Origin of the sequence: Agrobacterium sp. 33MFTa1.1, assembly GCF_004328495.1 — a bacterium.
GTDB lineage: Bacteria > Pseudomonadota > Alphaproteobacteria > Rhizobiales > Rhizobiaceae > Agrobacterium > Agrobacterium pusense.
Window position 1 is genome coordinate 1,055,771 of the sequence record NZ_CP036359.1, and the last position, 23,133, is coordinate 1,078,903.

Below are 23,133 nucleotides of genomic sequence, written 5' to 3' on the forward strand. Positions count from 1 at the left end.
CCATGGAAAAAAGCTGGAACAACAAGGCATGGTTCATGGTGCTGCCGGTGCTGGTGCTGGTCGCCTTCTCCGCCGTCATTCCGCTGATGACCGTCGTGAATTATTCGGTGCAGGACACCTTCGGCAACAACCAGTTCTTCTGGGCGGGAACGCAATGGTTCGAGGAAATCCTGGCGTCGGACCGGTTCTGGGATGCGCTGGGGCGCAACCTGCTATTCTCCGGCATCATCCTCGCGATTGAAATTCCGCTCGGCATCTTCATCGCACTCAAAATGCCGAAATCCGGCATCGGCGTGCCGATCTGCCTCGTCACCATGGCACTGCCGTTGCTGGTGCCGTGGAATGTGGTGGGCACGATCTGGCAGGTCTTCGGGCGCAGCGATATCGGACTTCTCGGTTATTACGCCAATCAGCTCGGGCTCGACTACAACTATGTCAACGATCCCGTCGATGCCTGGATTACCGTCGTCATCATGGATGTGTGGCATTGGACGAGCCTTGTCGTGCTTCTGTGTTATGCCAGCCTGGTTTCCATTCCTGACGCCTATTATCAGGCGGCAAGGATCGATGGCGCGTCGCGTTTTGCGGTGTTCCGGTTCATCCAGCTGCCGAAGATGAAACGGGTGCTGCTGATCGCCTTCCTGCTGCGCTTCATGGACAGTTTCATGATCTATACCGAACCCTTCGTCGTCACCGGCGGCGGCCCGGGCAATTCCACAACCTTCCTGTCCATAGATCTCGTGAAGATGGCACTTGGCCAGTTCGACCTCGGCCCGGCAGCGGCCATGTCGCTGATCTACTTCCTCATCATCCTGCTGTTATCGTGGGTGTTCTATACCGTGATGACCAGCCACGACGCGGAGACCTGAGTCATGAGCGCCTCCAATGTCACGACCGGCGTGGAACGTAACGGCTTGGTCTCCGGCTCGTCGGGCGTTGCCACGTCGGCAAGACCCAGCTTTGCCGCAAGGGCGCGCTCACGCCGCCATCACGGGCCATCCCGGTTTTCCTGGCTGGTGCCGACCATCTACATCCTGCTTCTGCTCGTGCCGATCTACTGGCTTATCAATATGAGCTTCAAGACGAATGCGGAAATCGTCTCTTCCATGACGCTCTATCCGCATCAGCCGACGTTGCAGAACTACAGGACGATCTTCACCGATTCATCCTGGTATTCCGGCTATATCAATTCGATCATTTATGTCGTCATGAACATGGTGATCTCGGTGGCTGTCGCGCTGCCAGCGGCCTATGCCTTTTCGCGTTACCGTTTTCTCGGCGACAAGCACCTGTTCTTCTGGCTTTTGACCAACCGCATGGCGCCACCGGCGGTCTTTGCGCTGCCGTTCTTCCAGCTCTATTCCGCTTTCGGGCTGATCGACACGCATATTGCGGTGGCGCTCGCGCATTGCCTGTTCAACGTGCCGCTGGCGGTTTGGATTCTCGAAGGTTTCATGTCCGGCGTGCCGAAGGAAATCGACGAGACCGCCTACATTGACGGCTACTCCTTCCCGAAATTCTTCGTGAAGATCTTCATGCCGCTCATCGCTTCCGGCATCGGCGTCGCCTGCTTCTTCAGCTTCATGTTCTCGTGGGTCGAGCTTCTGATCGCCCGTACGCTGACGACGACGGACGCCAAGCCGATTGCCGCGACGATGACGCGCACCGTGTCTGCCGCCGGCATGGACTGGGGCCTGCTTGCCGCTGCCGGCGTGTTGACGCTGATACCCGGCGCTCTGGTGATCTGGTTCGTGCGCAATTACATCGCCAAAGGCTTTGCGCTGGGAAGGGTTTGACCATGACGAAGATGCCCGATTTTACCTGGATGGCGTGGACGTGGCAGACGGCGGCCTTTTTCGGCACCATCGCGGTTTTGCTGGTCGGCATGTGGTTCTGGGAACGTCTCTCGCCCGGCGGCAATCCCCGCTTCGGCCTGTTGCGCTTCGAAACGACGCGTGGTGACAGGCTGTTCATCTCGCTGCTTGGCAGCGCCTTCATTCATCTCGCATGGCTCGGGCTGGTCGGCCCGAACCTGTGGTGGGCTCTCGCTCTATCCGTGGTCTACGCCGTTGGCGTTTTCCGTTTTGTCTAGAGCAGGAAAAGATGCGGCGGAGGAAACCGCATCTCGCAGACTTCATGCAATCGCAACCCTTGGGAGGACTGATATGCGACGGCATCTGATGACGACGACGGCAGCCATGCTGCTGGCAATGACAGGTTCGGCTTTTGCCGGAATGGAGGAAGCAAAGCAGTTTCTGGACAAGGAAATCGGCGACATGTCGGCGCTTTCCCGTGCAGAGCAGGAAAAGGAAGTGCAATGGTTCATTGATGCCGCGAAGCCTTTCGCGGGCATGGAGATCAAGGTCGTATCCGAATCCCTGACCACGCATGAATATGAATCAAAGGTTCTGGCGCCTGCATTTACCGCCATTACCGGCATCAAGGTGACGCACGACCTTATCCAGGAAGGTGACGTTGTCGAAAAGATCCAGACACAGATGCAGACCGGCCAGAACCTTTACGATGGCTGGGTCAACGACAGCGACCTCATCGGCACCCATTGGCGTTACCAGCAGGTGCGCAACCTGACGGACTTCATGGCCAATGAAGGCAAGGATGTCACCAATCCCGGTCTCGACCTCAAGGACTTCATCGGCAGCGCGTTCACGACGGCACCGGACAAGAAGCTCTACCAGCTTCCCGACCAGCAGTTCGCGAACCTCTACTGGTTCCGTTACGACTGGTTCAACGACGACAAGAACAAAGCGGACTTCAAGGCCAAGTACGGCTACGACCTCGGCGTTCCCGTCAACTGGTCGGCCTATGAGGACATCGCCGAATTCTTCACCGGCCGCGACGTCGGCGGCAAGAAGGTCTTCGGCCATATGGACTACGGCAAGAAGGACCCCTCGCTCGGCTGGCGCTTCACCGATGCCTGGCTCTCCATGGCCGGCAATGGCGACAAGGGCCTGCCAAACGGCCTGCCGGTCGATGAATGGGGCATCAAGGTCAATGACAAGTCGCAGCCGGTCGGCTCCTGCGTGGCGCGCGGTGGTGATACCAATGGTCCCGCTTCGGTCTATTCCATCGAGAAATATCTCGAATGGCTGAAGAAATATGCGCCGCCGGAAGCGCAGGGCATGACCTTCTCCGAGTCAGGACCGGTGCCGGCACAGGGCAACATCGCCCAGCAGATCTTCTGGTACACGGCCTTTACTGCCGACATGGCCAAGCCCGGCCTGCCTGTGGTGAACGAGGACGGTTCGCCGAAATGGCGCGTCGCACCCTCGCCGCATGGCGTCTACTGGAAGGACGGCATGAAGCTCGGTTATCAGGATGTGGGTTCCTGGACGTTGATGAAATCCACGCCAGACGACCGCGCCAAGGCCGCATGGCTCTATGCGCAGTTCGTGACCTCAAAGACCGTGGATGTGAAGAAGAGCCATGTCGGTCTCACCTTCATTCGTGACAGCACCATCCATCACAAGAGCTTCACGGACCGGGCTTCCAAACTCGGTGGTCTTGTCGAGTTCTATCGCTCGCCGGCCCGCGTTCAGTGGTCGCCGACCGGCACCAACGTTCCTGATTATCCAAAGTTGGCGCAGCTCTGGTGGCAGGCAATCGGCGATGCGTCGTCGGGTGCCAAGACCGCACAGGCTGCCATGGACTCGCTCTGCGCTGAACAGGAAAAGGTCATGAGCCGCCTGGAACGTGCTGGCGTGCAGGGCGATATCGGCCCGAAGCTGGCGGAAGAGCATGATATCGAATACTGGAACAAGGACGCCGTTTCGAAGGGCAATCTCGCGCCGCAGCTGAAGATCGCCAACGAAAAGGAAAAGCCGGTCACCGTCAATTACGACGAACTGGTGAAAAGCTGGCAGAAGTGATGTCTGCATAAAATCTTAAATCGGGGCGGCTCTGCCGCCCCGTCATTGCGTTTGAAAGGGAGTGACATAATGGGCGGTTATATTCTGGCGATCGATCAGGGCACGACATCGACAAGGTCGATGGTCTTTGATCGCGACATGCGGGTCATCGGTGTCGGGCAGCGAGAATTTCCGCAGCATTTTCCTGCCTCCGGCTGGGTCGAACACGATGCCGAAGACATCTGGAAAAGTGTGCTTGAAACCATCCGACTTGCACTTGCCGATGCCGGCATCGCCGCAACCGATATAGAGGCGATAGGCATCACCAATCAGCGGGAAACGACGGTGCTGTGGGACCGCAACACCGGCGAAGCGGTGCACCGCGCCGTGGTCTGGCAGGATCGCCGTGCCGCCCCGGTCTGCGAGGATTTGAAAAGAAGGGGGCTGGAACCGCTCTTCTCTAAAAAGACCGGACTGCTGCTCGATCCATATTTTTCCGGCACGAAGCTGAAATGGCTCTTGGACAGCGTCGGCGGTCTTCGCGAAAGGGCGGGCAAGGGAGAAATCTGCTTCGGTACCGTCGACAGTTTCCTGATCTACCGTCTCACCGGCGGCCGCCGGCACGTGACCGACGCCACCAACGCCTCGCGAACGCTGATCTACAATATCGAAGACAATGTCTGGGATGATGAGCTCCTGTCCATCCTCGACATCCCCCGCGCCATGCTGCCGGAGGTTCTGGATTGCGCCGCCGATTTCGGCGTAACTGACAAGTCGCTTCTGGGCGCGGAAATTCCGATCCTCGGCGTTGCGGGCGACCAGCAGGCGGCGGTGATCGGCAATGCCTGCTTCGAGCCGGGCATGATGAAATCGACCTACGGCACCGGTTGCTTCGCACTTCTCAATACGGGCACAGACCGGGTGGCCTCCACAAACCGGCTGCTGACGACGATTGCTTATCGCCTCGGCGGCGTGACGACCTATGCGCTGGAAGGCTCTATCTTCATCGCCGGGGCGGCGGTGCAGTGGCTGCGTGACGAGCTTGGTTTCATCTCGGTTGCATCAGAAGTCAGCGCGCTTGCCGAAAAGGCCGATCCGAAACAGCGCGTTTATCTCGTGCCTGCCTTTACCGGTCTTGGCGCGCCTTATTGGGATGCCGAAGCGCGGGGTGCGATCTTCGGCCTCACACGCGGGACGGGCCCGGCGGAATTTGCCCGCGCGGCGCTCGAAAGCGTTGCCTATCAGACGTTCGATCTGCTGGATGCGATGCGCAAGGACTGGGCGGGTGACAATGGCAAGACGGTGCTGAGGGTCGACGGCGGCATGGTCGCCTCCGATTGGACGATGCAGCGGCTGGCGGATATTCTCGCCGCGCCCGTCGATAGACCGGTGTTTCTCGAGACGACAATCCTTGGTGCCGCCTGGCTTGCGGCCTCACGTGCCGGTATCTGGCCGGACCGCAAGGCCTTCGCCGACCATTGGCGGCGCGACCGCCGCTTCAGCCCCGAGATGGAAGAGAGCGAGCGGAAGAACGCCATCGCAGGCTGGCGCGACAGCGTCGGCCGTTGCCTCTCGAAACGGGACAATTAAGGCCGGTTACACGAAACTGCCGGGTGCGATGCTCTTGCTGTAAACGAGATCGGAAAGGGCGCGCACCAGCTCCGCCTCCGCGCCCTTGCTCGGTTGAAGCACAAATTCAACGTCTTCCAGCAGCGGCAGCACGCCTGCGGCAATCTCCTTCAGACCAGCCGGCGCCATGCTGCGCGGCTGCACCAGAATGCCCATGCCCGCCCTTGCTGCGGCGGTTAGTCCACTGAGACTGCCGCAGGTGCAGACGATCCGCCAGGCGAGACCGGCCCGGTCCAGTGCCTCCTGCGCCGCCCTCCGGGTGATGCTCGGCGGCGGAAAGGCAATCAGCGGGAGCGCATCCGGCTGGTTCAGCATCCGCTCAGGATCGCGCGCCAGCCAGACGAGCGGTTCGCGATAAAGGAAATGACCAAGCTTGTCGCCAAGACGACGCTTGGCCAACACCACGTCAAGTTCGCCATTGTCCTGCATCTGGTAAAGCACACCGCTCAGCGAGACCGTTAGTTCAAGGTCAACCAGCGGATAAAGCCGAATGAATTCCTCCAGAATGGTCGTAAGGCGACTGGCGACAAAATCTTCCGACACACCAAGCCGCAGCCGACCGCGCAGGCGGCTTTCGCTGAAGAGCGAAGAGACCTTGCTATCGATTTCAAGCATGTTGCGAGCGTAACCGAGTAATGCCTCACCCTCGCCGGTCAGTTTTACCTGATGGGTGTTGCGTGCGATCAATCGGCGGCCAAGGGAGGCTTCAAGCCTCTGAATATGCTGGCTGACAGTGGATTGGCCAATGCCGAGCCGTTCGGCAGCAAGGGTAAAACTGCCGGTTTGCTGGAGCATGACGAAACTGGCAAGATGTTGAAGGTTCAGCATTATCTCAAATCATGATAACTGTTAATCTTTGCATCCGAAATCATGATGAGCGATAGTGGCGCGCGTTTCAAGCAAAACCGCTGCCGGAAAGACCTCCCATGACCCGCTTCCTGCCCGACCGTTTCACCATGATGCTGGTGGCCACCGTAATTCTGGCTTCCATCCTGCCGATCAGCGGCGAGCCGGCAGAATATTTCGGGCTTGCGACAAAACTCGCGATCGCTCTGCTGTTCTTCCTGCACGGCGCGCGGCTTTCGCGGGATGTGGTGATTGCGGGCATCCTGCACTGGCGTCTGCATCTGGCGATCCTGCTCGTGACCTTCGGCCTTTTCCCGCTTCTCGGTGTGGCGATAGGCTTCATTCCCGAAAGCATCCTGCCGGCACCGCTCTATATGGGCGTGCTGTTTCTCTGTGTGCTGCCATCCACCGTGCAGTCATCCATCGCCTTCACGTCAATGGCGGGCGGAAACGTGCCGGCGGCGATTTGTTCAGCCTCGGCTTCGAATATTTTCGGCATGTTCCTGACGCCGTTGCTGGTTGGCCTGCTGTTCACGGTCGGCGGCCATGGCGGCGGATTTTCGCTGGATGCTTTCCTGCAAATCTTCCTGCAGCTGCTTCTGCCTTTCATCGTCGGTCAGGTCCTGCAGCCCTGGATTGGTGACTGGATAAGGGCGCGCAAGAAATTGCTTTCTCCGGTCGATCGCGGCTCCATCCTGATGGTCGTTTATCTCGCCTTTTCCGATGCGGTCATCGAGGGCATATGGCACACGTTTTCGCTCCGGGATATCGGTGTGGTCATCGTCATCAATATCCTGCTGCTGGCGCTTGTCCTATGTGTAACGATGTTCGGCAGCCGGCTATTGGGTTTTGACAAGGCCGATGAGATCACCATCACCTTCTGCGGCTCGAAAAAGAGCCTCGCCAGCGGCGTGCCCATGGCCGGCGCGATCTTCGCCGGCCAGAGCATCGGTGCCATCGTTTTACCGATCATGCTCTTTCATCAGATCCAGTTGATGGTCTGCGCTGTCCTTGCCCAGCGTTATGCCCGCAAGGCCCATGAAAAGGCAGCGATAGCCGAAGCGGCTGCGGCAGAAGGCGCCGCAGCCTCCGCTCGATAAAACGCGCTCCCGCCAACAAAAACGGCCCCTCAAGGGGGCCGTCTGTCTTGCATGTGGAATACTTAGTTAACCTGAGCCGGGGTAACCTGGGCTTCGATGGTCTTCGGCGCATCGGCGCTGTCGGACGAGATCGCAATGCGGCGCGGCTTCATGGCTTCCGGAATATTGCGAACGAGATCGATGTGAAGCAGGCCATTCTTCAGGGAAGCGGTCTGCACTTCTACGTGGTCGGCAAGCTGGAAGCGGCGTTCGAAGGCGCGCGTGGCGATGCCGCGATACAGAAATTCGCCTTCCGTCGTCTTCTCATCCGTGGCTTTCTCGGCTTTCACGGTCAGCGCATTGGCGCGGGATTCGATGCTGAGTTCATTTTCATCGAAACCGGCAACCGCCATGGTGATGCGATAGGTATTCTCACCGGTCCGCTCGATATTGTAGGGCGGATAGGACTGGGCCTGCTCAGGCTGGCCGAGGCCGTCAAGCATCGAAAAAAGACGGTCGAAGCCCACGGTGGAACGATAGAGAGGGGAAAAATCAACGTGACGCATGGTGTCCTCCTTAAGAAGCGACTGTTTGCGGTTAAGTCCGCCATCCCATTCTGGCGACGGTCGGACATTTGGCGCGGCCCCGCTTTGGCGACCGCATGAAGGAGATGGGAATGGCGTCGCGCGGCGTCAAGGGGTGGATGCAACATGAACCATGTCTGAACATCCGGTTCCGGCATCGTTCAGTTTGAGAGCCATAAAACTCCAGTCATCGGAGACATTCTCCGTGGACAGAAGCAATAACGTCCCTTCTTCTTCTGTCTTACTCGCCGGAACCGCGACTGCTTTAACCGACGGTTCCGGCAATTTTTTCTTTGACCTTCCCGCGCCGCCGACCTATCCGAAAAGAGTTGAAAAGCCGGAAAAAGACCGATGATCGAAGCCACATTGCGCGCCAGTGAAGACAATCCGGTTCCCGACAGCCATGTGGTTGGATATTTTTCTGGCCATGCCGGCAAACAGCTCCGCTATGCGATCTTTCGGACCCATCGTCATGTTGCCCGCGGAACGGTGGTTCTGCTGCATGGCAGAAACGAATGTATCGAAAAATATTTTGAAACAGTGGCCGGTCTGACGGCCATGGGCTTCTGGGTCGCGACGTTCGATACGCGCGGGCAGGGCGGTTCCGAACGGCTGCTCAAAAGGCCGGGTGCCGGGCACGTGCGGCGCTTTTCCGATTATCAGCACGACATCAGCCTTTTTCTGGAACAGGTGGTGCTTCCGGATACGAGGCTGCCGTTCTTCATGATTGCACATTCTACCGGCGCGCTTGCCGCGCTTGCCGCAGCGCCCGGGCTCGCGAACAGGATTGATCGGCTGGCGCTTTGTTCGCCCTTCATAGAACTCGACAGTCAGCAATCCGTCCCGTCATCCGTTATCCGGCTGGTCGCCACGGCTTTGAGCCTTGCCGGCCTGGGAAAAGTTCAGCTTGGCAGGGACCAGCGCGAACGGGATTTTGACGGCAATCCGCTAACCTCGGACGCAAAACGTTTCGCAAGGAATCTCTCGCTGCACAGGCAGTTTCCGGAACTGTTCATTGGCGCGCCAACGGCCCGCTGGGTCTATGAGGCATTGAAGACCATGGGCCGAGTGACCCGTCAGGATCATCTGACGAATATAACCATTCCTACCCTTATTCTGGCGCCCATGCTGGACACGATAACGCCCTATAAGGCGCAGGAAGAGCTGTCGCGCAATTTCCGGGCAGCGCAGCTTCTTCCCATCACCGGCGCGCGTCATGAACTGCTGCATGAGCGGGATGTTTTCCGCAAGCAGGCACTGGCCGCCATCGACGCGTTTTTCGCGCCGGAGTGATGGCCGCCTTGCAGGGCAGGTCTATAGTCTGGAGAGAATGGCAAGCGCCTGTTCGTGTACGGATCTGGAGCCGGCGGCCAGAATGCGGCCGCCATTTTCAGGACGTCCGCCATCCCATGTGGTGATGATGCCGCCGGCCTGCTTGATGACCGGAATAAGTGCGCCCACATCGTAGGGCTTCAGGCCGGATTCAATGACGAGATCGACATGACCCGCGGCCAGCAGGCAATAGGCGTAACAATCCACGCCGTAGCGGAAAAGGCGGACCTGATCCTGCACCTTTTCGTAGAAGGGCTTTTCCTCGGCGGTGAAAATATGAGGTGTTGTGGTAAAAAGTATTGCGTCCGATAACGAAGCGCAGTCACGCGTGCGGATGGTTCGTTCGCCCTCGGGTCCGAAATACCAGGCGGAGGTGCCGTCGGCAAAGTAACGCTCCCTGGTGAAGGGCTGGTCCATCATGCCCATCGTGGCGCGGCCGGCAGACTGGAAGCCGATCAGAGTTCCCCATACGGGCACGCCGGAAATGAAGGCGCGTGTGCCGTCAATGGGGTCGATGACCCAGACATGCTCGCGGTCGAGACCGACATTGCCATGTTCTTCCCCGAGGATGCCGTGCTGGGGAAAACGAGCCTCGATGAGCGCACGAATGGCGCTTTCGGCCGCTTGATCGCCTTCCGTCACCGGATCATAGCCGCCATCCTGCTTGTTGGTAACGGCAACGCCCGTGCGAAAGCGGGGAAGCGTTTCGGCGCTGGCCGCATCAGCGAGTTCGAAGAAGAAATTCCGGTCGGGCAGCATGCGAAACCTCATTGCGTGAATTGATGGCCTCAATTGTGTGGCGAAATGCATAGACCGGAATCACCTCCGCTGTCCACTCGTATGGTGACGAAGCCGCGGTTTCCATATTTTCGGCAAAAGCACAAAAAACATGCAAAAAATAAAATGATTGACAATTGTGCAATTACTGCGTAGCGTGATGCTACAGTCTTTGACTGTAAATACCCTCCTTGGGTGTTTCCTCCCTAGACTTGACCGCGCCAAGGCGCGGTTTTTTTTGCCCGGCGCACAGCCAGGCAAGGGGCGAACGATTTAATTGAGAAGCTTGGCTGTGCTATTCGGCGGCAAGCGAAGTTTCGATCGCATATTCCGACACGAAAGCCCCGAGCTGGCGCATGAATATTTCCAGCGAAGCCTGAATGGCGGGGAAATCGCCTTTCTTCAAAAGCGTTTTTTCATCGACATAAAGCGACCGGTTGACCTCTATCTGCAGCGCGTGAAGCGAGCGTATGGGACGGCCGTAATGTTCGGTAATGAAGCCGCCGGCATAGGGCTTGTTGCAGACGGCGACGAAGCCAAGTTCTTCGAGGAAATGTAGGGCCGCACGCGAGACTTCCTGGGAGGCGCTGGTGCCGTAGCGGTCGCCGATAATAATATCAGGTCTGAGGTTTGACCCGGTGACCCGGATATTACCGGGCATCGAATGACAATCGATCAGCACCGCCATGCCAAAATGTGCGTGCGTGCGGGACAGCAGGCGACGCAGACATGCGTGGTAGGGTTTGTAGATGGTCTCGATACGGGAGAGGGCTTCATCCACCGGCAGGCGATGGGCATAAATATCCATGTTTTCCGCAACGATACGCGGCACGGTTCCAAGGCCGCCTGCAACCCGCATGGAGCCGATATTGGCGTAGGGCGGCAAGGTGCCCTCGAACATGCGGGGATCGAGCTCATAGGGCTCTCGATTGACGTCGAGATAGGCGCGCGGAAAATTCGCTTTCAACAGCGGCGCGCCAATCTCTGGGGCGGCGCCGAAAAGCTCGTCGACGAAGTGGTCCTCGGAGCGACGGATGTCATGCGAATCGAGCCGCGCCGATTCTAGGAAGGAGATGGGATAGCAGCGGCCGCTATGGGGGGAATTATAGACGAATGGCAGGGTTTGAACGGCAGGTTCCGTTACTTCGAACAGCTCATATTCACCTGTTACCCAGTCCATTCAGGCCATTTACCATGTCGCAAACTATCAGGAGGTTCATGTTGCCAGTTACGGTGCGGCAAGTCCATACTGTCGCCCAAGTAGCGCTATACCGATTCACGTGTTCACAGGATATTTACCGTGAAAATCCTATAATCGCGCTAGGGTATTCCAAACATTGAGCAGTTACGGTCACTTAACCATGAATCAGAAAATTCTTCTCGCTGAAGACGATAACGATATGCGCCGCTTCCTCGTCAAGGCGCTGGAAAAAGCCGGTTACAAGGTTTCTTCCTTCGACAATGGCGCAAGCGCTTACGACCGGCTGCGCGAGGAGCCCTTTTCCCTTCTGCTCACCGATATCGTCATGCCCGAAATGGACGGTATCGAGCTTGCACGACGCGCGACCGAACTCGACCCGGACCTGAAAGTCATGTTCATCACCGGCTTTGCAGCGGTTGCGCTGAATGCCGATTCGAAGGCTCCGAAGGACGCCAAGGTGCTTTCCAAGCCGTTCCATCTGCGCGATCTGGTGGATGAGGTCAACAAACTCCTTGTGGCGTAAGGCCTCTCAAAAAACCTTCACAAAACCGAAAAAAAGCAGTTGACGCATGAACCGGTTTTGTGGTCTATCCGCCGCCACGGAGGGCGTGTAGCTCAGCGGGAGAGCACTACGTTGACATCGTAGGGGTCACAGGTTCAATCCCTGTCACGCCCACCATCCGAATTCATAAAAGGGTTTCTGAGCAGTCAGAAACCCATTTTTCGTTTCTCCTTCAGCCAAGCCCTTTTTCCTCGGAAGCGATTTCTGTCGCTGCTGGCTTTCTCCTGCGCATGAGCTTCAAGTCACTGCGGTGGCGGGGTATGTTTGCAATAAATTTCGAATTGAAAAATAAAATTCAATGCCGTTGACGTCTCCAGTTTTTCCAGCTATGCCATCAGTATGCAATAAATTACAGAGACTAAAATTTATTGCGCGACAAGTCATTATCCTTGGGAGGGGAATATGTTGGCTTTTCTGAAATCGACCGTCGCTGCGGGTGTATTGGCCGTGGCGCTTGCGGCTGGCGCCGGTTCGCCGGCCGCCGCCGCAGGCAAGTTTGCCTGTGAACCCGGCGAAACCTATGTGATGAATGTCATGGTTTCCAGCCATCCCTATTGGGTTCCGGTATTTGAAGGGTTCAAGCAGGCCGCCAAGGCGCTCGGCTGCGAAGCTGTTTTCACCGGCACGCCGGAATATGACATCACAAAGCAGATCGCGTCCTTCGAGCAGGAGCTGGTGAAGAAGCCGAAAGGCGTTCTCCTGCACCCGATGCAGGCCGATCCTTTCATCGAGCCGATCAACAAGGCGATCGCCTCAGGTGTATCCGTGACCACCTTCGCCGCCGATTCTCCGAAGTCGAAGCGCACCGCCTATATTACCTCGGACAATGTCGCAGAGGCGAAGTTTGCGGCTGACGAAATCGTCAAGAAGCTTGGTGAAAAAGGCGAATATGCCGTTCTGGAAAATCCGGGCCAAAGCAACCATGATCTGCGCGTTACCGCCCTCATAGACTATATGGGGCGGACTTATCCGCAGATGAAGCTCGTTGGCCGGCAAGCGACCAACCAGGATGCAAACGTCGCTTATCAGGCAACCGCCGCACTACTGCAGGCCAATCCCAATCTCGGTGCATTGTGGATCCCTGAGGCCGGTTCGGCTGAAGGTGCGACGACCGCCGTTCTCGAGGCAAAAAAGAAGGTCCTGATCCTGCATGCGGATATCACGCCGGCAACGCTGGAACACATCAAGCAGGGTAATATCTATATGGCCATCAATCCCAATCAGGGGGTTCAGGGCTTCATGGGTTTCATGAACACGTTTCTCGGTGCTCATTCGGACCTGATCGACCCGTTCAACGACTACAAGGTCTCCGGCTTCAACCCGATGCAGGTGCCTTCGATGGACAATGGTTTTGCCGTCATCACCAAGGCGAACGCCGCCTCCTTCGATCTCAACGAATATATGAAGGGGCGCTGAGGCGTCGATCTGGACCCGGCGAGGTTTACGCCTCGCCGGCCATGTGGAAAGCCGGTTCGGGAGGGCGTTATGGGTGAGGTCATCCTCAGCATGACGAATATTCATAAGGCATTCGGGCCCGTAAAGGCGCTGCGGAGTGCTGCACTTGACCTGCGGCGCGGCGAAATCCACGCGCTGGCCGGGGAAAACGGTGCCGGAAAGTCGACGCTGATGCATATCATTGACGGCATTCTGCAGCCCGATGGAGGGGAGATCCTGCTGGATGGCAAGCCGGTCAAGATATCCTCGCCTAATGTGGCGAACCGGCTCGGCATCGGTTTCGTGCATCAGGAGATCGCTCTTTGCCCTGATATTTCGGTTGCCGAAAACATGTTTATGTCAGAGACCGGTCGAAGCCGTTCCTGGTTCATGAATTACCGCGACCTGGAAAAGCGGGCGGCAGCAGTGCTGCGGGAGATCGGCGACATCGATCCCGCCAGCCGCGCGGGCGGCCTTTCGATTTCGCAGCAGCAGATCGTTGAGATTGCCAAGGCGTTGACGCTGGATTGCCGCATCCTGATCCTCGATGAGCCAACGGCAGCGCTGACAGAGACCGAAGCCCAGACACTTTTCCGGATCATGCACCGGCTGGCCGAGCGCGGCATTGCCATCATCTATATTTCGCATCGCATGGCGGAGATTTTCGAACATTGCGACCGCATCACCGTCATGCGCGACGGTTGCCATATCAGGACGGAGAATATTGCTGATATCTCCCCTGAGGAAGTCGTTAACAGCATGGTGGGACGGGTACTCGACAAGCTCTACCCGCCGAAGCTCTCGGATGATGAGAAGTCTGACGACGTCATTCTCTCTGTTCGGGGTCTGAATGAAGGAAAGCGCGTTTTCGATGTCGGTTTCGATCTGCATCGGGGTGAAATCCTGGGGTTGGCTGGACTGATCGGTGCGGGAAGAAGCGAGATCGCGCGGGCGGTCTGCCGGCTGGAGGGCAAGCCGACAGGCGAGGTTATGTTACGTGGCCGCCGGCTTGGCCTGAAAGACTATCGTGACAGCATCCGGGAAGGGATCGTTTATCTTTCCGAGGACCGCAAGGGGGATGGGCTGTTCCTGAACATGTCGATCGCCGCCAATGTCTCCGCGCTCGACATTGGCAGGATATCGAATGGCATGGGTTTCATCGAACGGCGCAAAGAGATGAAGCGCGCAGATGAGCTGGGGCGCCGGCTGAAACTGCGGGCGAACAGCGTCGGTGATTCCGTCTCGACCCTGAGCGGCGGCAACCAGCAGAAGGTGGCGCTGGCGAAGATGCTGTCGGTGGAACCGAAGGTCATCTTTCTGGATGAGCCGACACGGGGGGTGGATGTGGGTGCCAAGGCGGAAATCCACCGCCAGATCCGGGAACTGGCGCGTGAGGGGGTTGGCGTGGTCGTCATCTCCTCCGAACTGCCGGAACTCATCGGCGTCAGCGATCGTGTGCTTGTCGTGCGCGAGGGGCGCATCACCGGCGAGGTCGAGGGGGACGACATGACGGAGGAGAAGATCATGCAGCTCGCGTCGATCAATATTGTGCAGAATGCGGCGGAAGCCTGAGGGAGCGGGAAAATGGCAACATCGGAAACACCTTCAAGCCTTGCCGGGACGGCGGTTCGCCGGACAGCGTGGTGGGAGCCGGCGCTCAAGGCGCGGGAAACCGGGCTGATCGTAATCATTCTCGCGCTTTTTGCCGTGATGTCCTTCATCTCGCCGTACTTCCTGACCGTGGACAATCTGCGGGCCATGGCCATGGTCTTCGCTATCGAAAGCATCGTCGTGGTGGGCATGACGATTCTTCTGATCTCTGGTGGCATCGATCTTTCGGTGGGATCCGTTACGGCGCTCGCGATGGTGGCAGCCGGCTGGCTTTTCCTCAACGGCGTCGACCCCTGGGTGGCGGCGGGGTTGGCAATCTGCCTGACGACATTGGTCGGTATGGTCATGGGATTTCTGACCACGGTCATCGGTCTGCATCATTTCATCGTGTCGCTGGGCGTCATGGTCATTGCGCGCGGTGTTTGCCTGCTGGCGACCGGCGGGCGGCCGCTCGGGCTCTACTCCCTGCCGCCGGAATTCAAGTTCATCGGTCAGGGTGTGATTGGCGGCATTCCGCTGGTGCTGATCATATTTATGGTGGTGGTCGTTTCTTTCGATCTGCTGCTGCGGCGCACGACTGCTTTCCGCAAGGTTTTTTACACCGGCAGCAATCCCAAGGCCGCGGCCTATTCCGGCATCCGTGTCGGCCGCGTGGTCTTCGCCACCACAACGCTTTGTTCGATGCTTTGCGGTGTTGCAGGTGTTATCTACATGGCGCGCTTCGGTTCTGCCCAGCCAAGCTTCGGCATCGGCATGGAACTCAACGTCATTGCGGCCGCGGTCATCGGCGGCGCCAGCCTTTCGGGCGGTTCGGGTACGATTCTTGGCGCGATCCTGGGAGCCATCCTTCTCTCGGTGGTTTCCAGTTCGCTTGCCTTGCTCAATGTGTCTGTCTACTGGCAGGACATCATCAGGGGCAGCATCTTGCTGGCTGCGGTACTGTTCGACCACTATCTGGTCAGGCGCCGCCGTTGAGCGCCGTCCGCTCGCCCGAAGGTAACTGGAGAAAGACGATCATGCTGGATATCAAGGACGATTTCGATCAACAGAGGCAGATGTATTCCGTCCTGGTGCTGCATTTCATCGAAGGGGTGAAACAGTCCGAAATCGCCGAGCGGCTCAACCTTTCCCACACCAAGGTGAACCGCATGATCGCGGCCGGCCGCAAGGCGGGCATGGTGAAGATCAGCATCTCCAGTCCTTATCAGCGGCTTGTGGACCTTGAAAACGAGGTCACCCGCCGGTTTGGCCTTAAACAATCCGTCGTTACGCCAACGGTATCGGACAATCCGGAAACAGCCTTGCAAATGGTCGGGCGGGTGGCCGCAAACCATTTGCTGGAAACGATCCGCGACGGCGATGTGATCGCGATTACGGGCGGCAAGGCGGTGAGTGCGGTTGTCGACAATCTGCAGGCGGAGCGCCGTTTCGATGTGCGGGTAGTGCCGCTCACCGGCGGGGTGCAGGGCAAGCATTACACCGATGTCAATCATCTCGCCACGCAACTGGCGGAAAAACTTGGCGGCAGCGCCTCGCTGCTGCACGCACCGTTATTCGCCGAAGACGAGGAACAGCGCGATCTCCTCATGAATGTTGCATCGATCCGTGAGGTTTTCGACCTGGCGCGTCAGGCGCAGGTGGCGCTGGTCGGCATTGGTTCGGTGGAGGCGCCAGGCTCTGGCTATTACGATCTTCTGCCGGATGCCGCCCGTGGCGGACAGGCGCTGGTGGATGCCGGCATTGCCGGCGAGTTTCTCGCCCACCTCACCATGGCGGACGGGCAGCTTGCCCGGATCGATCTCAACTCGCGCGTGGTGGCGCTGGACCCCGGGCAGCTTGCCCGGTGCCCAAACATCATCGGTGTCGCAGCAGGCGCCATCAAGGCCGGCCCGGTGGCGGCCACGCTTGCCGGCCACTATCTGACCTCGCTGGTCGTGGATGAAGCGATAGCCGGCTACTTATTGGATCATGAAGGAGGGGAAACCTCGTGACGGACAACGCAATATTGACCCGGACGATAGGCAAAAGCGGTATCAACTCATCTGCCGTGGGGCTTGGAACCTGGGCCATCGGTGGCTGGATGTGGGGCGGCACCGACGAGCGGCAGTCCATAGCAGCCATCCAGGCCTCCATCGATGCGGGGATTTCCCTCATCGATACTGCGCCAGCCTATGGCATGGGGCTTGCCGAAACAATCGTTGGCAAGGCAATTGCCGGCAGACGCGACAAGGTGGTGCTGGTCACCAAATGCGGGCTTGTGTGGCATGTGAATGAGGGCGCTTATTTCTTCCATCAGGATGGCAAGCCGGTTCATCGTTATCTCGGCGCCGCATCCATCCGGTACGAGGTCGAAGAGAGCCTGAAACGGCTTGGGACAGATTATATCGACCACTACGTCACCCATTGGCAGGATGCCACGACGCCGATTGCCGAGACAGTCGGGGCTTTGGTGCGGCTGAAGGAAGAGGGGAAGATCCGTTCGATCGGGGCAAGCAACGTCTCGCAGGCCGATCTGGAAGCCTATATCGCCACCGGGGCGCTGGATGCCATTCAGGAAGAATATTCCATGGTAAAGCGCGATATCGAGACGACGCTCCTACCCGTTTGCCGGGGGAATGCCGTCTCGGTTCTCAGCTATTCGTCGCTGGCGCTCGGTCTCCTCTCGGGCAAGGTCGGGCCGGAGCGGGTTTTTGCGGAAGATGACCAGCGCCATGGCAATCCGCGGTTCAGCCAGGCCAACCGTGAAAAGATCGCGCGTTTGATGGGCGTGCTGAAACCGGTGGCGGCCGCCCATTCCGCCTCAGTGGCACAGGTGGTGATTGCCTGGACGATTGCCCAGCCGGGTATAACATTCTCGCTGTGTGGCGCACGCGATCCGGCTCAGGCGGTTGAAAACGCCGCCGCCGCGCGTCTTCGCCTCACAGAGAGTGAGTTGGCGCTCATCAGCACTGGTATCGCGGAGCATCTCGTGGGTCTCGATACCTGATTATGTAGCTGGAACGGGGTTTCAGGCGCACATCGCATAATTTCGTTCCCTTTCTCACGTCGCTTAACGTTCAACAACATTGGGACGCTGGTCATCGCCAGCGAACGGTATTCCTATGCCCAGTTTTCGCGAGGACGCTCTCCATCGCATCCGGCAAGACGGTGATTTCGACGCCGTGGTCATCGGCGGCGGTATCAATGGCATCGCCGCCTATCGTGATCTTGCCCTGCAGGGGCTGAGAGTTCTTCTGGTCGAGCGCAGCGATTTTTCCTCGGGCTGCAGCGCTGCTCCCTCGCGGATGATCCATGGCGGCCTGCGTTATCTAGAAAACGGCGAATTCGGCCTGGTGGCCGAATCCCTGCGGGAGCGCGATGCACTTCTGAGGCTCGCACCGCATATGGTTCGGCCGCTGCCGACCACGATCCCGATTTTTTCGACTTTCAGCGGCCTGTTCAATGCGGCAGCAACCTTTGCCGGCTCCGGTGGGAAACCCGCAAGCCGGGGCGCGCTCGCCATCAAGGCGGGTCTGATGCTCTATGATTTCGTCACTCGCAAAAACCGCATCCTGCCCCGTCACGTCTTTCGCGGCGCGGCCGATACTTTGCAGCATTGGCCGGATCTGACACCGGAGATCAGATATTCCGCCACCTATTACGATGCTTGGATAAGCCAGCCCGAACGGCTTGCTCTGGAGCTTCTGATCGACAGCCAGTCGGATGCGCCGCAAAGCGTTGCACTGAACTATGCCGAACTCGTCCGTGTGGGCGATGAATATGGTCTGCGGACGGAGGAAGCGGACGAAATCCTGCCGATACGGCCCCGGATCATCATCAATGCAACGGGAGCCTGGATCGACGAGACGATCGACGTATTGGCCGATGGCCCGGCGTCGGACAGGGCAAAACCCACCGTTTCAGGCACCAAGGGATCGCATCTGATCCTTGCCAATGAGGAACTTCTCAAGGCGCTGAACGGCCACATGATTTTCTTTGAAAACACGGACAACCGGGTCTGCATCCTCTTCCCTTATCTCGACCGGGTTCTTGCGGGATCGACCGATATCAAGGTGGATCGGCCCGAGCGGGTGCGCTGCGAGCCCGAGGAACGGGGCTACATTCTGGACGCGATCCGGCAGGTCTTTCCGCAGATTGCCATCGATCGCTCCGACATCGTCTTCAGTTTCAGCGGTATACGCCCATTGCCGCGAAGCGATGCCGCCTTCACCGGGAAAATATCCCGCAGCCATTTCATCCACCGCGTTGCGGGTGATCCGCCGCAGCTCTGCATGATCGGCGGCAAGTGGACCACTTTCAGAGCTTTTGGCGAACAGGTGACCGACGAGGTTCTGGCCTTTCTTGGACGAAAGCGACTGACCGGCACCATGGACCGCGCAATCGGCGGCGGCAGGAATTTTCCGGCCGGTGCAGGCGGCCTGCCTGCCTTGTTGTCGGAGGAGTTTTCGATTGCCGAAGACCGGGCGGAGCATCTGGCCCTGGCTTACGGCTCCCGCGCGTTTGAGCTGATGGGTTTTTGCCGGGATCGTTCGGATGACGTGCGGCTTTCAGAAAAATCGCCGATCACGGCAGCGGAAGTGGTCTGGCTCATCCGTTGCGAACAGGTGCGGCACCTGACCGATCTCGTCCTGCGTCGCACGACGCTCGCCATCACCGGCGTCATCGATGCCGATCTGATCGACGCGATGCTCGCCGTCGCAGCGCGCGAGTTGGGCTGGCTGCCAAATCAGGCGTCAGCGGAACGTCAGCGGCTCATTCACGAGCTGGAGACCTTTTACGGGGTCACGCCGGCAATGCTTCAACACAGATGCAAGGAGAATGCATGATGATGCGGATTTCGAAGAAGGCGCGCATGAACAGGCTGTTCCGCAATGGCGGCTGTCTGGATGTGGCCATCGATCACGGGGTTTGTAACGAGCCGAGCTTCCTCGTCGGGCTGGAGGATATGTCGCAGACCGTGGACCGGCTGGTAGAGGCTCGCCCCGACGCCATCCAGATGGCCTACGGCCAGGCAGACCTGCTGCAGCAGCGGCCGGAGCGCGACAAGCCGGCGCTCGTCATGCGCATCGACATGGGCAACCCCTATAACTCAACACGCCACAGGACCATGTGGTCGCAGCTTCAGAATTCTCATGACCCGATCATCGGCGCGCTGGAAATGGATGCCGCCTGCGTCGTCGTGAACCTGTTCATGCTGCCCGACGAACCTGAGCTCTTTCGTCAATGTGTTGAAAACATCAGCCGCGTGCGCGCCGATTGCCATCGTTTCGGGATGCCGCTGATGATCGAACCTTTGGTCATGCTGCCGAATGATGTGCGCGGCGGTTATCAGGTGGATGGCGATGCCGAAAAAATCGTTACGCTGGTTCGTCTTGCCTCGGAAATGGGAGCCGATATCATCAAGGCCGATCCGACCAGTAACCCGCAGGACTTTCACAGGGTGATCGAGGCGGCGCGGTGCCCGGTGCTGGTGCGGGGCGGGGGGCGTGAGGACTTGCGCAATGTATTGGCGAAATCGGCGGCTCTGGTGGCCGAAGGTGCAAACGGCATGGTTTACGGGCGCAATATTTACCAGCACGACAATCCCAAGGCCGTTGTTGCGGCGTTGATGGCCATCATCCATCAGGGTGCGGGTGGTGAGGAAGCATGGGATATCTATAATCGTGGCTGACAAAAATCACATATTGGGTCTGGATGTCGGCAACACGGTCATCAAGGCCGTGCTGTTCGACACGGCGGGCCGACAGGTTGCGCAACACGCGATCGACGGACAGTCGACATTCCCGCAGCCCGGCTATGTCGAGCGCGATCTCGAGGAATTGTGGCGCAACGGTTGCGAGGCGATCCGGCAGCTTCTGGTAAAAGCGGCTGTCGATCCTCGCAGCATCCTCGCGGTAGGCTGCGCCGGCCATGGCAATGGTCTTTATCTTCTAGACAAGAAACAACAGCCCCTGATCGGCATCCAGTCGCTCGACAGCCGCGCCGCCGATGTGGCGGCCGAGCTTGACGGGAAAAGCGGAGCGCAATTGCAGGCCCGCTGCCTGCAGCGGCCATGGCCTGCGCAAACCCCGAGCCTTTTGGCTTGGGTGAAGCGACATGCACCCGATCTTTACGCCCGGACCGGCACGGTGTTGTTCTGCAAGGATTTCGTCAATTTCCGCCTGACGGGCCTCCTTGCCAATGATATTTCCGATCTCAGCGGCGCGGGACTTTTGGCTTTGCCGGAAGCGCGACTCGACCGCGAGCTTCTGTCTCTTTACGATATCGAGGACGCGTTCGCGTTTTTCCCCCATCGCGTGGAATCGGCCGACATCGTCGGCCAGGTGACGGGCGAGGCTGCGGGTATGACGGGGCTATCCGAAGGCACACCCGTCATCGGCGGTTTCTTCGATGTGGTCTCCAGCGCCATGGGGTCGGGCGTCATCAATGCCGGGGAAGCTTCGATCATCGCCGGCACCTGGAGCATCAACCAGGTTTTCGCAGACAGGCCGGTCATCAGTCCCGATGTCTTCATGGTTACGACCTTTGGCCGCAACCGCTATGTCAATATCGAATCCAGCGCCACCTCCGCCGCCAATCTCGAATGGTACGTGCATCGTGTTCGCGGTGACCACGGCGACCACGCCTTCGAGCGCTGCAACGAATTGGTCGGCTCCGTTACCCCGCGCGCCGACGATCCGTTCTTCCATCCGTTCATTTTCGGCTCGCGGCTGGGTGCGGAATTTCGCGGCGGCTTTTACGGCCTCGCGGGATGGCATGGTGAAGGGCACATGTTACGCGCCCTGTTCGAGGGTGTGTGTTTTGAGCATCGCCGCCACATCGGCGTCTTGCGCGAAGCGGGCTTGCCGGTGGAAAGCGCCGTGATGTCCGGCGGCGGTTCCCGCAGCCAGCATTGGCCGCAGATCATGGCTGATGTCCTGGAAATTCCGCTGCGTGTCGCGGAGGCCCGCGAGACAGGTGCGCTCGGTGCTGCCATTGGTGCGGCCGTGGCGATTGGACTTTATCCCGATTATGAGGAGGCGGTTTCGGCGATGACACGGGTTGCGAATGCCTACCAGCCGGATGCTGCGCAAGTCTCGCATTATGCGCGGCGTTATGGTCTTTATGCGGAGTTGACCGCGCAGTTGCGTGGCTTCTGGAGCGCCTTGCGGCTGGCGCGAACCTGAAAGTGCACCACGTGCAGACGATCAACCGGGCCGCCGCCGGACAAAGCGTTGCTCCAAGACCTCGCTTCCCCATTGGCTGCCCGGATATTCCTCGACGCATGTAAAACCATGGGTCTCGTAAAGGTGGCGTGCGGTCGAGAGACCGTTGAATGTCCAGAGATGGGTTGCGGCGAAGCCATTTTTGTCGACAAAGGCCAGTGCTGTTTCGAGCAGTCTGCGTCCGACACCGCTGCCGCGCACACCGTCGTCGACAATAAACCAGCGCAGATGCGCAATATCCGCTCCGAGATCTTCGCCGTCGATCGCGATGGAGCCGATGATTTGCTGGCTGCGCATTGCAAGCCAGATCGCGTTCTTCGGACTGTCCAGCCGGTTGCAAAAAGCCGCGAGGCCCTCTGCTACAACGGATTCGAAACGCTGGCCGAAGCCGGATGTCCGGGCGTAATAAAGCGCATGCATCTGTGTGATGCGAGCGATGAGCCCTGGCCTGTAGCCTTCGATGACCTCGACGGCGGGAGCCGCGACATCGCCCCTGTCTCCCAGCGCATCGGCATAAAGGCGTAGCCCTTCCAGAACCGTGAGAGCTTGCGCCGGGCCGATCCGTGTTAAGGCGCTCGATACCTGCCAATTTGCGAAGGCGTGAATGGTTCCCACCCTATTGTGCCCGGGTTTGGTCAGGCGGAGCCGTTTGATTCGGCTATCGTCGATATCCGTCTCCTCCAGGAGGTCTCCTGAAAGGACGAGTTTGCGAAGCATTCGGCTGACGCTCGATTTCTCCAGCCTGAGCAACTTCGCCAGATCCCGAGCTGTGATGCCCGGGCACGCCTCGATCTCGATCAGCGCGTGCACGGCGGAGGGCGGCAGATCAGTGCCGGCAAAATCTCCTCCCATAAAGCCGAGTTCGCGAACAAGCCGCCGCGAGATGGAGCGGATATCGTGTATGGGAAGGGGCTGTTCAGGCATGGTTAATCCAATATGGTTGCATCATGCAACCATATGCACATGCGGAACGGTCTGCCAAGGCCATCTCGGCATAAGGACTGGCT

At 58.7% G+C, this 23,133-nt stretch carries 22 protein-coding genes and 1 tRNA gene; 18 read left to right on the forward strand and 5 right to left on the reverse strand.

Going from position 1 to position 23,133, the window contains the following annotated elements; translation table 11 throughout:
• Positions 1-2 precede the first annotated feature (2 nt).
• The 5 genes from EYD00_RS18685 (at position 3) to glpK (ending at position 5,456) form a co-directional block, all read left to right on the forward strand.
• On the forward strand, positions 3-869 hold the full coding sequence (locus EYD00_RS18685; RefSeq protein ID WP_004437268.1) for a carbohydrate ABC transporter permease: 867 nt from the start codon (positions 3-5) through the stop codon (positions 867-869).
• Between the two features lie 3 nt (positions 870-872).
• Positions 873-1,796, forward strand: a complete 924-nt coding sequence (locus EYD00_RS18690; protein WP_022563296.1) for a carbohydrate ABC transporter permease — start codon at positions 873-875, stop codon at positions 1,794-1,796.
• 2 nt (positions 1,797-1,798) lie between these two features.
• A complete protein-coding gene (locus EYD00_RS18695; RefSeq protein WP_004437276.1) occupies positions 1,799-2,092 on the forward strand; it encodes a DUF2160 domain-containing protein in 294 nt (97 codons plus the stop codon).
• Between the two features lie 73 nt (positions 2,093-2,165).
• On the forward strand, positions 2,166-3,887 hold the full coding sequence (locus EYD00_RS18700; protein ID WP_004437278.1) for an ABC transporter substrate-binding protein: 1,722 nt from the start codon (positions 2,166-2,168) through the stop codon (positions 3,885-3,887).
• A gap of 69 nt (positions 3,888-3,956) precedes the next feature.
• Positions 3,957-5,456, forward strand: coding sequence for a glycerol kinase GlpK (gene glpK, locus EYD00_RS18705; protein WP_022563297.1), 1,500 nt, complete (start codon positions 3,957-3,959; stop codon positions 5,454-5,456).
• A 6-nt stretch (positions 5,457-5,462) separates the two neighbouring features.
• On the opposite strand, the gene EYD00_RS18710 is transcribed toward glpK, so the two are convergent.
• A complete protein-coding gene (locus EYD00_RS18710; protein WP_022563298.1) occupies positions 5,463-6,323 on the reverse strand; it encodes a LysR family transcriptional regulator in 861 nt (286 codons plus the stop codon).
• A 98-nt stretch (positions 6,324-6,421) separates the two neighbouring features.
• Between EYD00_RS18710 and EYD00_RS18715 the strand changes: the two genes are divergently transcribed.
• Positions 6,422-7,441 carry a bile acid:sodium symporter family protein gene (locus EYD00_RS18715; RefSeq protein ID WP_022563300.1) on the forward strand — a complete coding sequence of 340 codons (1,020 nt, stop codon included), beginning with the start codon at positions 6,422-6,424 and terminating at the stop codon, positions 7,439-7,441.
• Between the two features lie 62 nt (positions 7,442-7,503).
• On the opposite strand, the gene hspL is transcribed toward EYD00_RS18715, so the two are convergent.
• Positions 7,504-7,986 carry a heat shock protein HspL gene (gene hspL / locus EYD00_RS18720; RefSeq protein ID WP_004437287.1) on the reverse strand — a complete coding sequence of 161 codons (483 nt, stop codon included), beginning with the start codon at positions 7,984-7,986 and terminating at the stop codon, positions 7,504-7,506.
• A 223-nt stretch (positions 7,987-8,209) separates the two neighbouring features.
• Here hspL and EYD00_RS25970 point away from each other — a divergent pair, with 223 nt between their 5' ends.
• Positions 8,210-8,359, forward strand: a complete 150-nt coding sequence (locus EYD00_RS25970; RefSeq protein WP_162471999.1) for a hypothetical protein — start codon at positions 8,210-8,212, stop codon at positions 8,357-8,359.
• A complete protein-coding gene (locus EYD00_RS18725; protein WP_022563302.1) occupies positions 8,356-9,297 on the forward strand; it encodes an alpha/beta fold hydrolase in 942 nt (313 codons plus the stop codon). Before EYD00_RS25970 ends, EYD00_RS18725 begins: the two co-directional genes overlap by 4 nt.
• Positions 9,298-9,318: 21 nt before the next feature.
• Here the strand turns inward: EYD00_RS18725 and hisN are convergent, their stop codons facing one another.
• Together hisN and EYD00_RS18735 are read right to left on the reverse strand one after the other, a co-directional pair.
• Complete coding sequence (gene hisN, locus EYD00_RS18730; protein ID WP_022563303.1) at positions 9,319-10,095, reverse strand: histidinol-phosphatase; 777 nt, start codon at positions 10,093-10,095, stop codon at positions 9,319-9,321.
• A gap of 313 nt (positions 10,096-10,408) precedes the next feature.
• A complete protein-coding gene (locus EYD00_RS18735) occupies positions 10,409-11,293 on the reverse strand; it encodes an N-formylglutamate amidohydrolase (RefSeq protein WP_022563305.1) in 885 nt (294 codons plus the stop codon).
• A 181-nt stretch (positions 11,294-11,474) separates the two neighbouring features.
• On the opposite strand from EYD00_RS18735, the gene cpdR reads away from it, so the two are divergent.
• The 10 genes from cpdR (at position 11,475) to EYD00_RS18785 (ending at position 22,087) form a co-directional block, all read left to right on the forward strand.
• The gene (cpdR, locus tag EYD00_RS18740; protein ID WP_003497910.1) at positions 11,475-11,837 is read left to right on the forward strand and encodes a cell cycle two-component system response regulator CpdR; all 363 of its coding nucleotides are present in this window, start codon (positions 11,475-11,477) and stop codon (positions 11,835-11,837) included.
• A gap of 81 nt (positions 11,838-11,918) precedes the next feature.
• Positions 11,919-11,993 (forward strand) — tRNA-Val (locus EYD00_RS18745).
• A 285-nt stretch (positions 11,994-12,278) separates the two neighbouring features.
• Entirely contained in the window at positions 12,279-13,292 is a 1,014-nt protein-coding gene (locus tag EYD00_RS18750) for a substrate-binding domain-containing protein (RefSeq protein WP_004437310.1), read from the forward strand.
• 69 nt (positions 13,293-13,361) lie between these two features.
• Positions 13,362-14,882, forward strand: a complete 1,521-nt coding sequence (locus EYD00_RS18755) for a sugar ABC transporter ATP-binding protein (protein WP_022563306.1) — start codon at positions 13,362-13,364, stop codon at positions 14,880-14,882.
• 12 nt (positions 14,883-14,894) lie between these two features.
• Positions 14,895-15,896 carry an ABC transporter permease gene (locus tag EYD00_RS18760; RefSeq protein WP_004437313.1) on the forward strand — a complete coding sequence of 334 codons (1,002 nt, stop codon included), beginning with the start codon at positions 14,895-14,897 and terminating at the stop codon, positions 15,894-15,896.
• Between the two features lie 41 nt (positions 15,897-15,937).
• Entirely contained in the window at positions 15,938-16,912 is a 975-nt protein-coding gene (locus EYD00_RS18765; RefSeq protein ID WP_022563307.1) for a sugar-binding transcriptional regulator, read from the forward strand.
• The gene (locus EYD00_RS18770; RefSeq protein WP_022563308.1) at positions 16,909-17,907 is read left to right on the forward strand and encodes an aldo/keto reductase; all 999 of its coding nucleotides are present in this window, start codon (positions 16,909-16,911) and stop codon (positions 17,905-17,907) included. The genes EYD00_RS18765 and EYD00_RS18770 overlap by 4 nt, the downstream gene beginning before the upstream one ends.
• Before the next feature lie 115 nt (positions 17,908-18,022).
• Entirely contained in the window at positions 18,023-19,747 is a 1,725-nt protein-coding gene (locus EYD00_RS18775; RefSeq protein WP_022563309.1) for a glycerol-3-phosphate dehydrogenase/oxidase, read from the forward strand.
• A 2-nt stretch (positions 19,748-19,749) separates the two neighbouring features.
• A complete protein-coding gene (locus tag EYD00_RS18780) occupies positions 19,750-20,592 on the forward strand; it encodes a class I fructose-bisphosphate aldolase (RefSeq protein WP_034500331.1) in 843 nt (280 codons plus the stop codon).
• Positions 20,585-22,087 carry an FGGY-family carbohydrate kinase gene (locus EYD00_RS18785; RefSeq protein ID WP_022563311.1) on the forward strand — a complete coding sequence of 501 codons (1,503 nt, stop codon included), beginning with the start codon at positions 20,585-20,587 and terminating at the stop codon, positions 22,085-22,087. Before EYD00_RS18780 ends, EYD00_RS18785 begins: the two co-directional genes overlap by 8 nt.
• Before the next feature lie 21 nt (positions 22,088-22,108).
• Here the strand turns inward: EYD00_RS18785 and EYD00_RS18790 are convergent, their stop codons facing one another.
• A complete protein-coding gene (locus EYD00_RS18790; RefSeq protein WP_022563312.1) occupies positions 22,109-23,050 on the reverse strand; it encodes a bifunctional helix-turn-helix transcriptional regulator/GNAT family N-acetyltransferase in 942 nt (313 codons plus the stop codon).
• Positions 23,051-23,133: the final 83 nt, after the last annotated feature.

Bases quoted from the DNA above. Each gene is read 5' to 3' on its own strand.
- EYD00_RS18685 (WP_004437268.1), top strand. From the start codon at position 3: ATGGAAAAAAGCTGGAACAACAAGGCATGGTTCATGGTGCTGCCGGTG.
- EYD00_RS18690 (WP_022563296.1), top strand. From the start codon at position 873: ATGAGCGCCTCCAATGTCACGACCGGCGTGGAACGTAACGGCTTGGTC.
- EYD00_RS18695 (WP_004437276.1), top strand. From the start codon at position 1,799: ATGACGAAGATGCCCGATTTTACCTGGATGGCGTGGACGTGGCAGACG.
- EYD00_RS18700 (WP_004437278.1), top strand. From the start codon at position 2,166: ATGCGACGGCATCTGATGACGACGACGGCAGCCATGCTGCTGGCAATG.
- glpK (WP_022563297.1), top strand. From the start codon at position 3,957: ATGGGCGGTTATATTCTGGCGATCGATCAGGGCACGACATCGACAAGG.
- EYD00_RS18710 (WP_022563298.1), bottom strand. From the start codon at position 6,323: ATGCTGAACCTTCAACATCTTGCCAGTTTCGTCATGCTCCAGCAAACC.
- EYD00_RS18715 (WP_022563300.1), top strand. From the start codon at position 6,422: ATGACCCGCTTCCTGCCCGACCGTTTCACCATGATGCTGGTGGCCACC.
- hspL (WP_004437287.1), bottom strand. From the start codon at position 7,986: ATGCGTCACGTTGATTTTTCCCCTCTCTATCGTTCCACCGTGGGCTTC.
- EYD00_RS18725 (WP_022563302.1), top strand. From the start codon at position 8,356: ATGATCGAAGCCACATTGCGCGCCAGTGAAGACAATCCGGTTCCCGAC.
- hisN (WP_022563303.1), bottom strand. From the start codon at position 10,095: ATGCTGCCCGACCGGAATTTCTTCTTCGAACTCGCTGATGCGGCCAGC.
- EYD00_RS18735 (WP_022563305.1), bottom strand. From the start codon at position 11,293: ATGGACTGGGTAACAGGTGAATATGAGCTGTTCGAAGTAACGGAACCT.
- cpdR (WP_003497910.1), top strand. From the start codon at position 11,475: ATGAATCAGAAAATTCTTCTCGCTGAAGACGATAACGATATGCGCCGC.
- EYD00_RS18750 (WP_004437310.1), top strand. From the start codon at position 12,279: ATGTTGGCTTTTCTGAAATCGACCGTCGCTGCGGGTGTATTGGCCGTG.
- EYD00_RS18755 (WP_022563306.1), top strand. From the start codon at position 13,362: ATGGGTGAGGTCATCCTCAGCATGACGAATATTCATAAGGCATTCGGG.
- EYD00_RS18760 (WP_004437313.1), top strand. From the start codon at position 14,895: ATGGCAACATCGGAAACACCTTCAAGCCTTGCCGGGACGGCGGTTCGC.
- EYD00_RS18765 (WP_022563307.1), top strand. From the start codon at position 15,938: ATGCTGGATATCAAGGACGATTTCGATCAACAGAGGCAGATGTATTCC.
- EYD00_RS18775 (WP_022563309.1), top strand. From the start codon at position 18,023: ATGCCCAGTTTTCGCGAGGACGCTCTCCATCGCATCCGGCAAGACGGT.
- EYD00_RS18780 (WP_034500331.1), top strand. From the start codon at position 19,750: ATGCGGATTTCGAAGAAGGCGCGCATGAACAGGCTGTTCCGCAATGGC.
- EYD00_RS18790 (WP_022563312.1), bottom strand. From the start codon at position 23,050: ATGCCTGAACAGCCCCTTCCCATACACGATATCCGCTCCATCTCGCGG.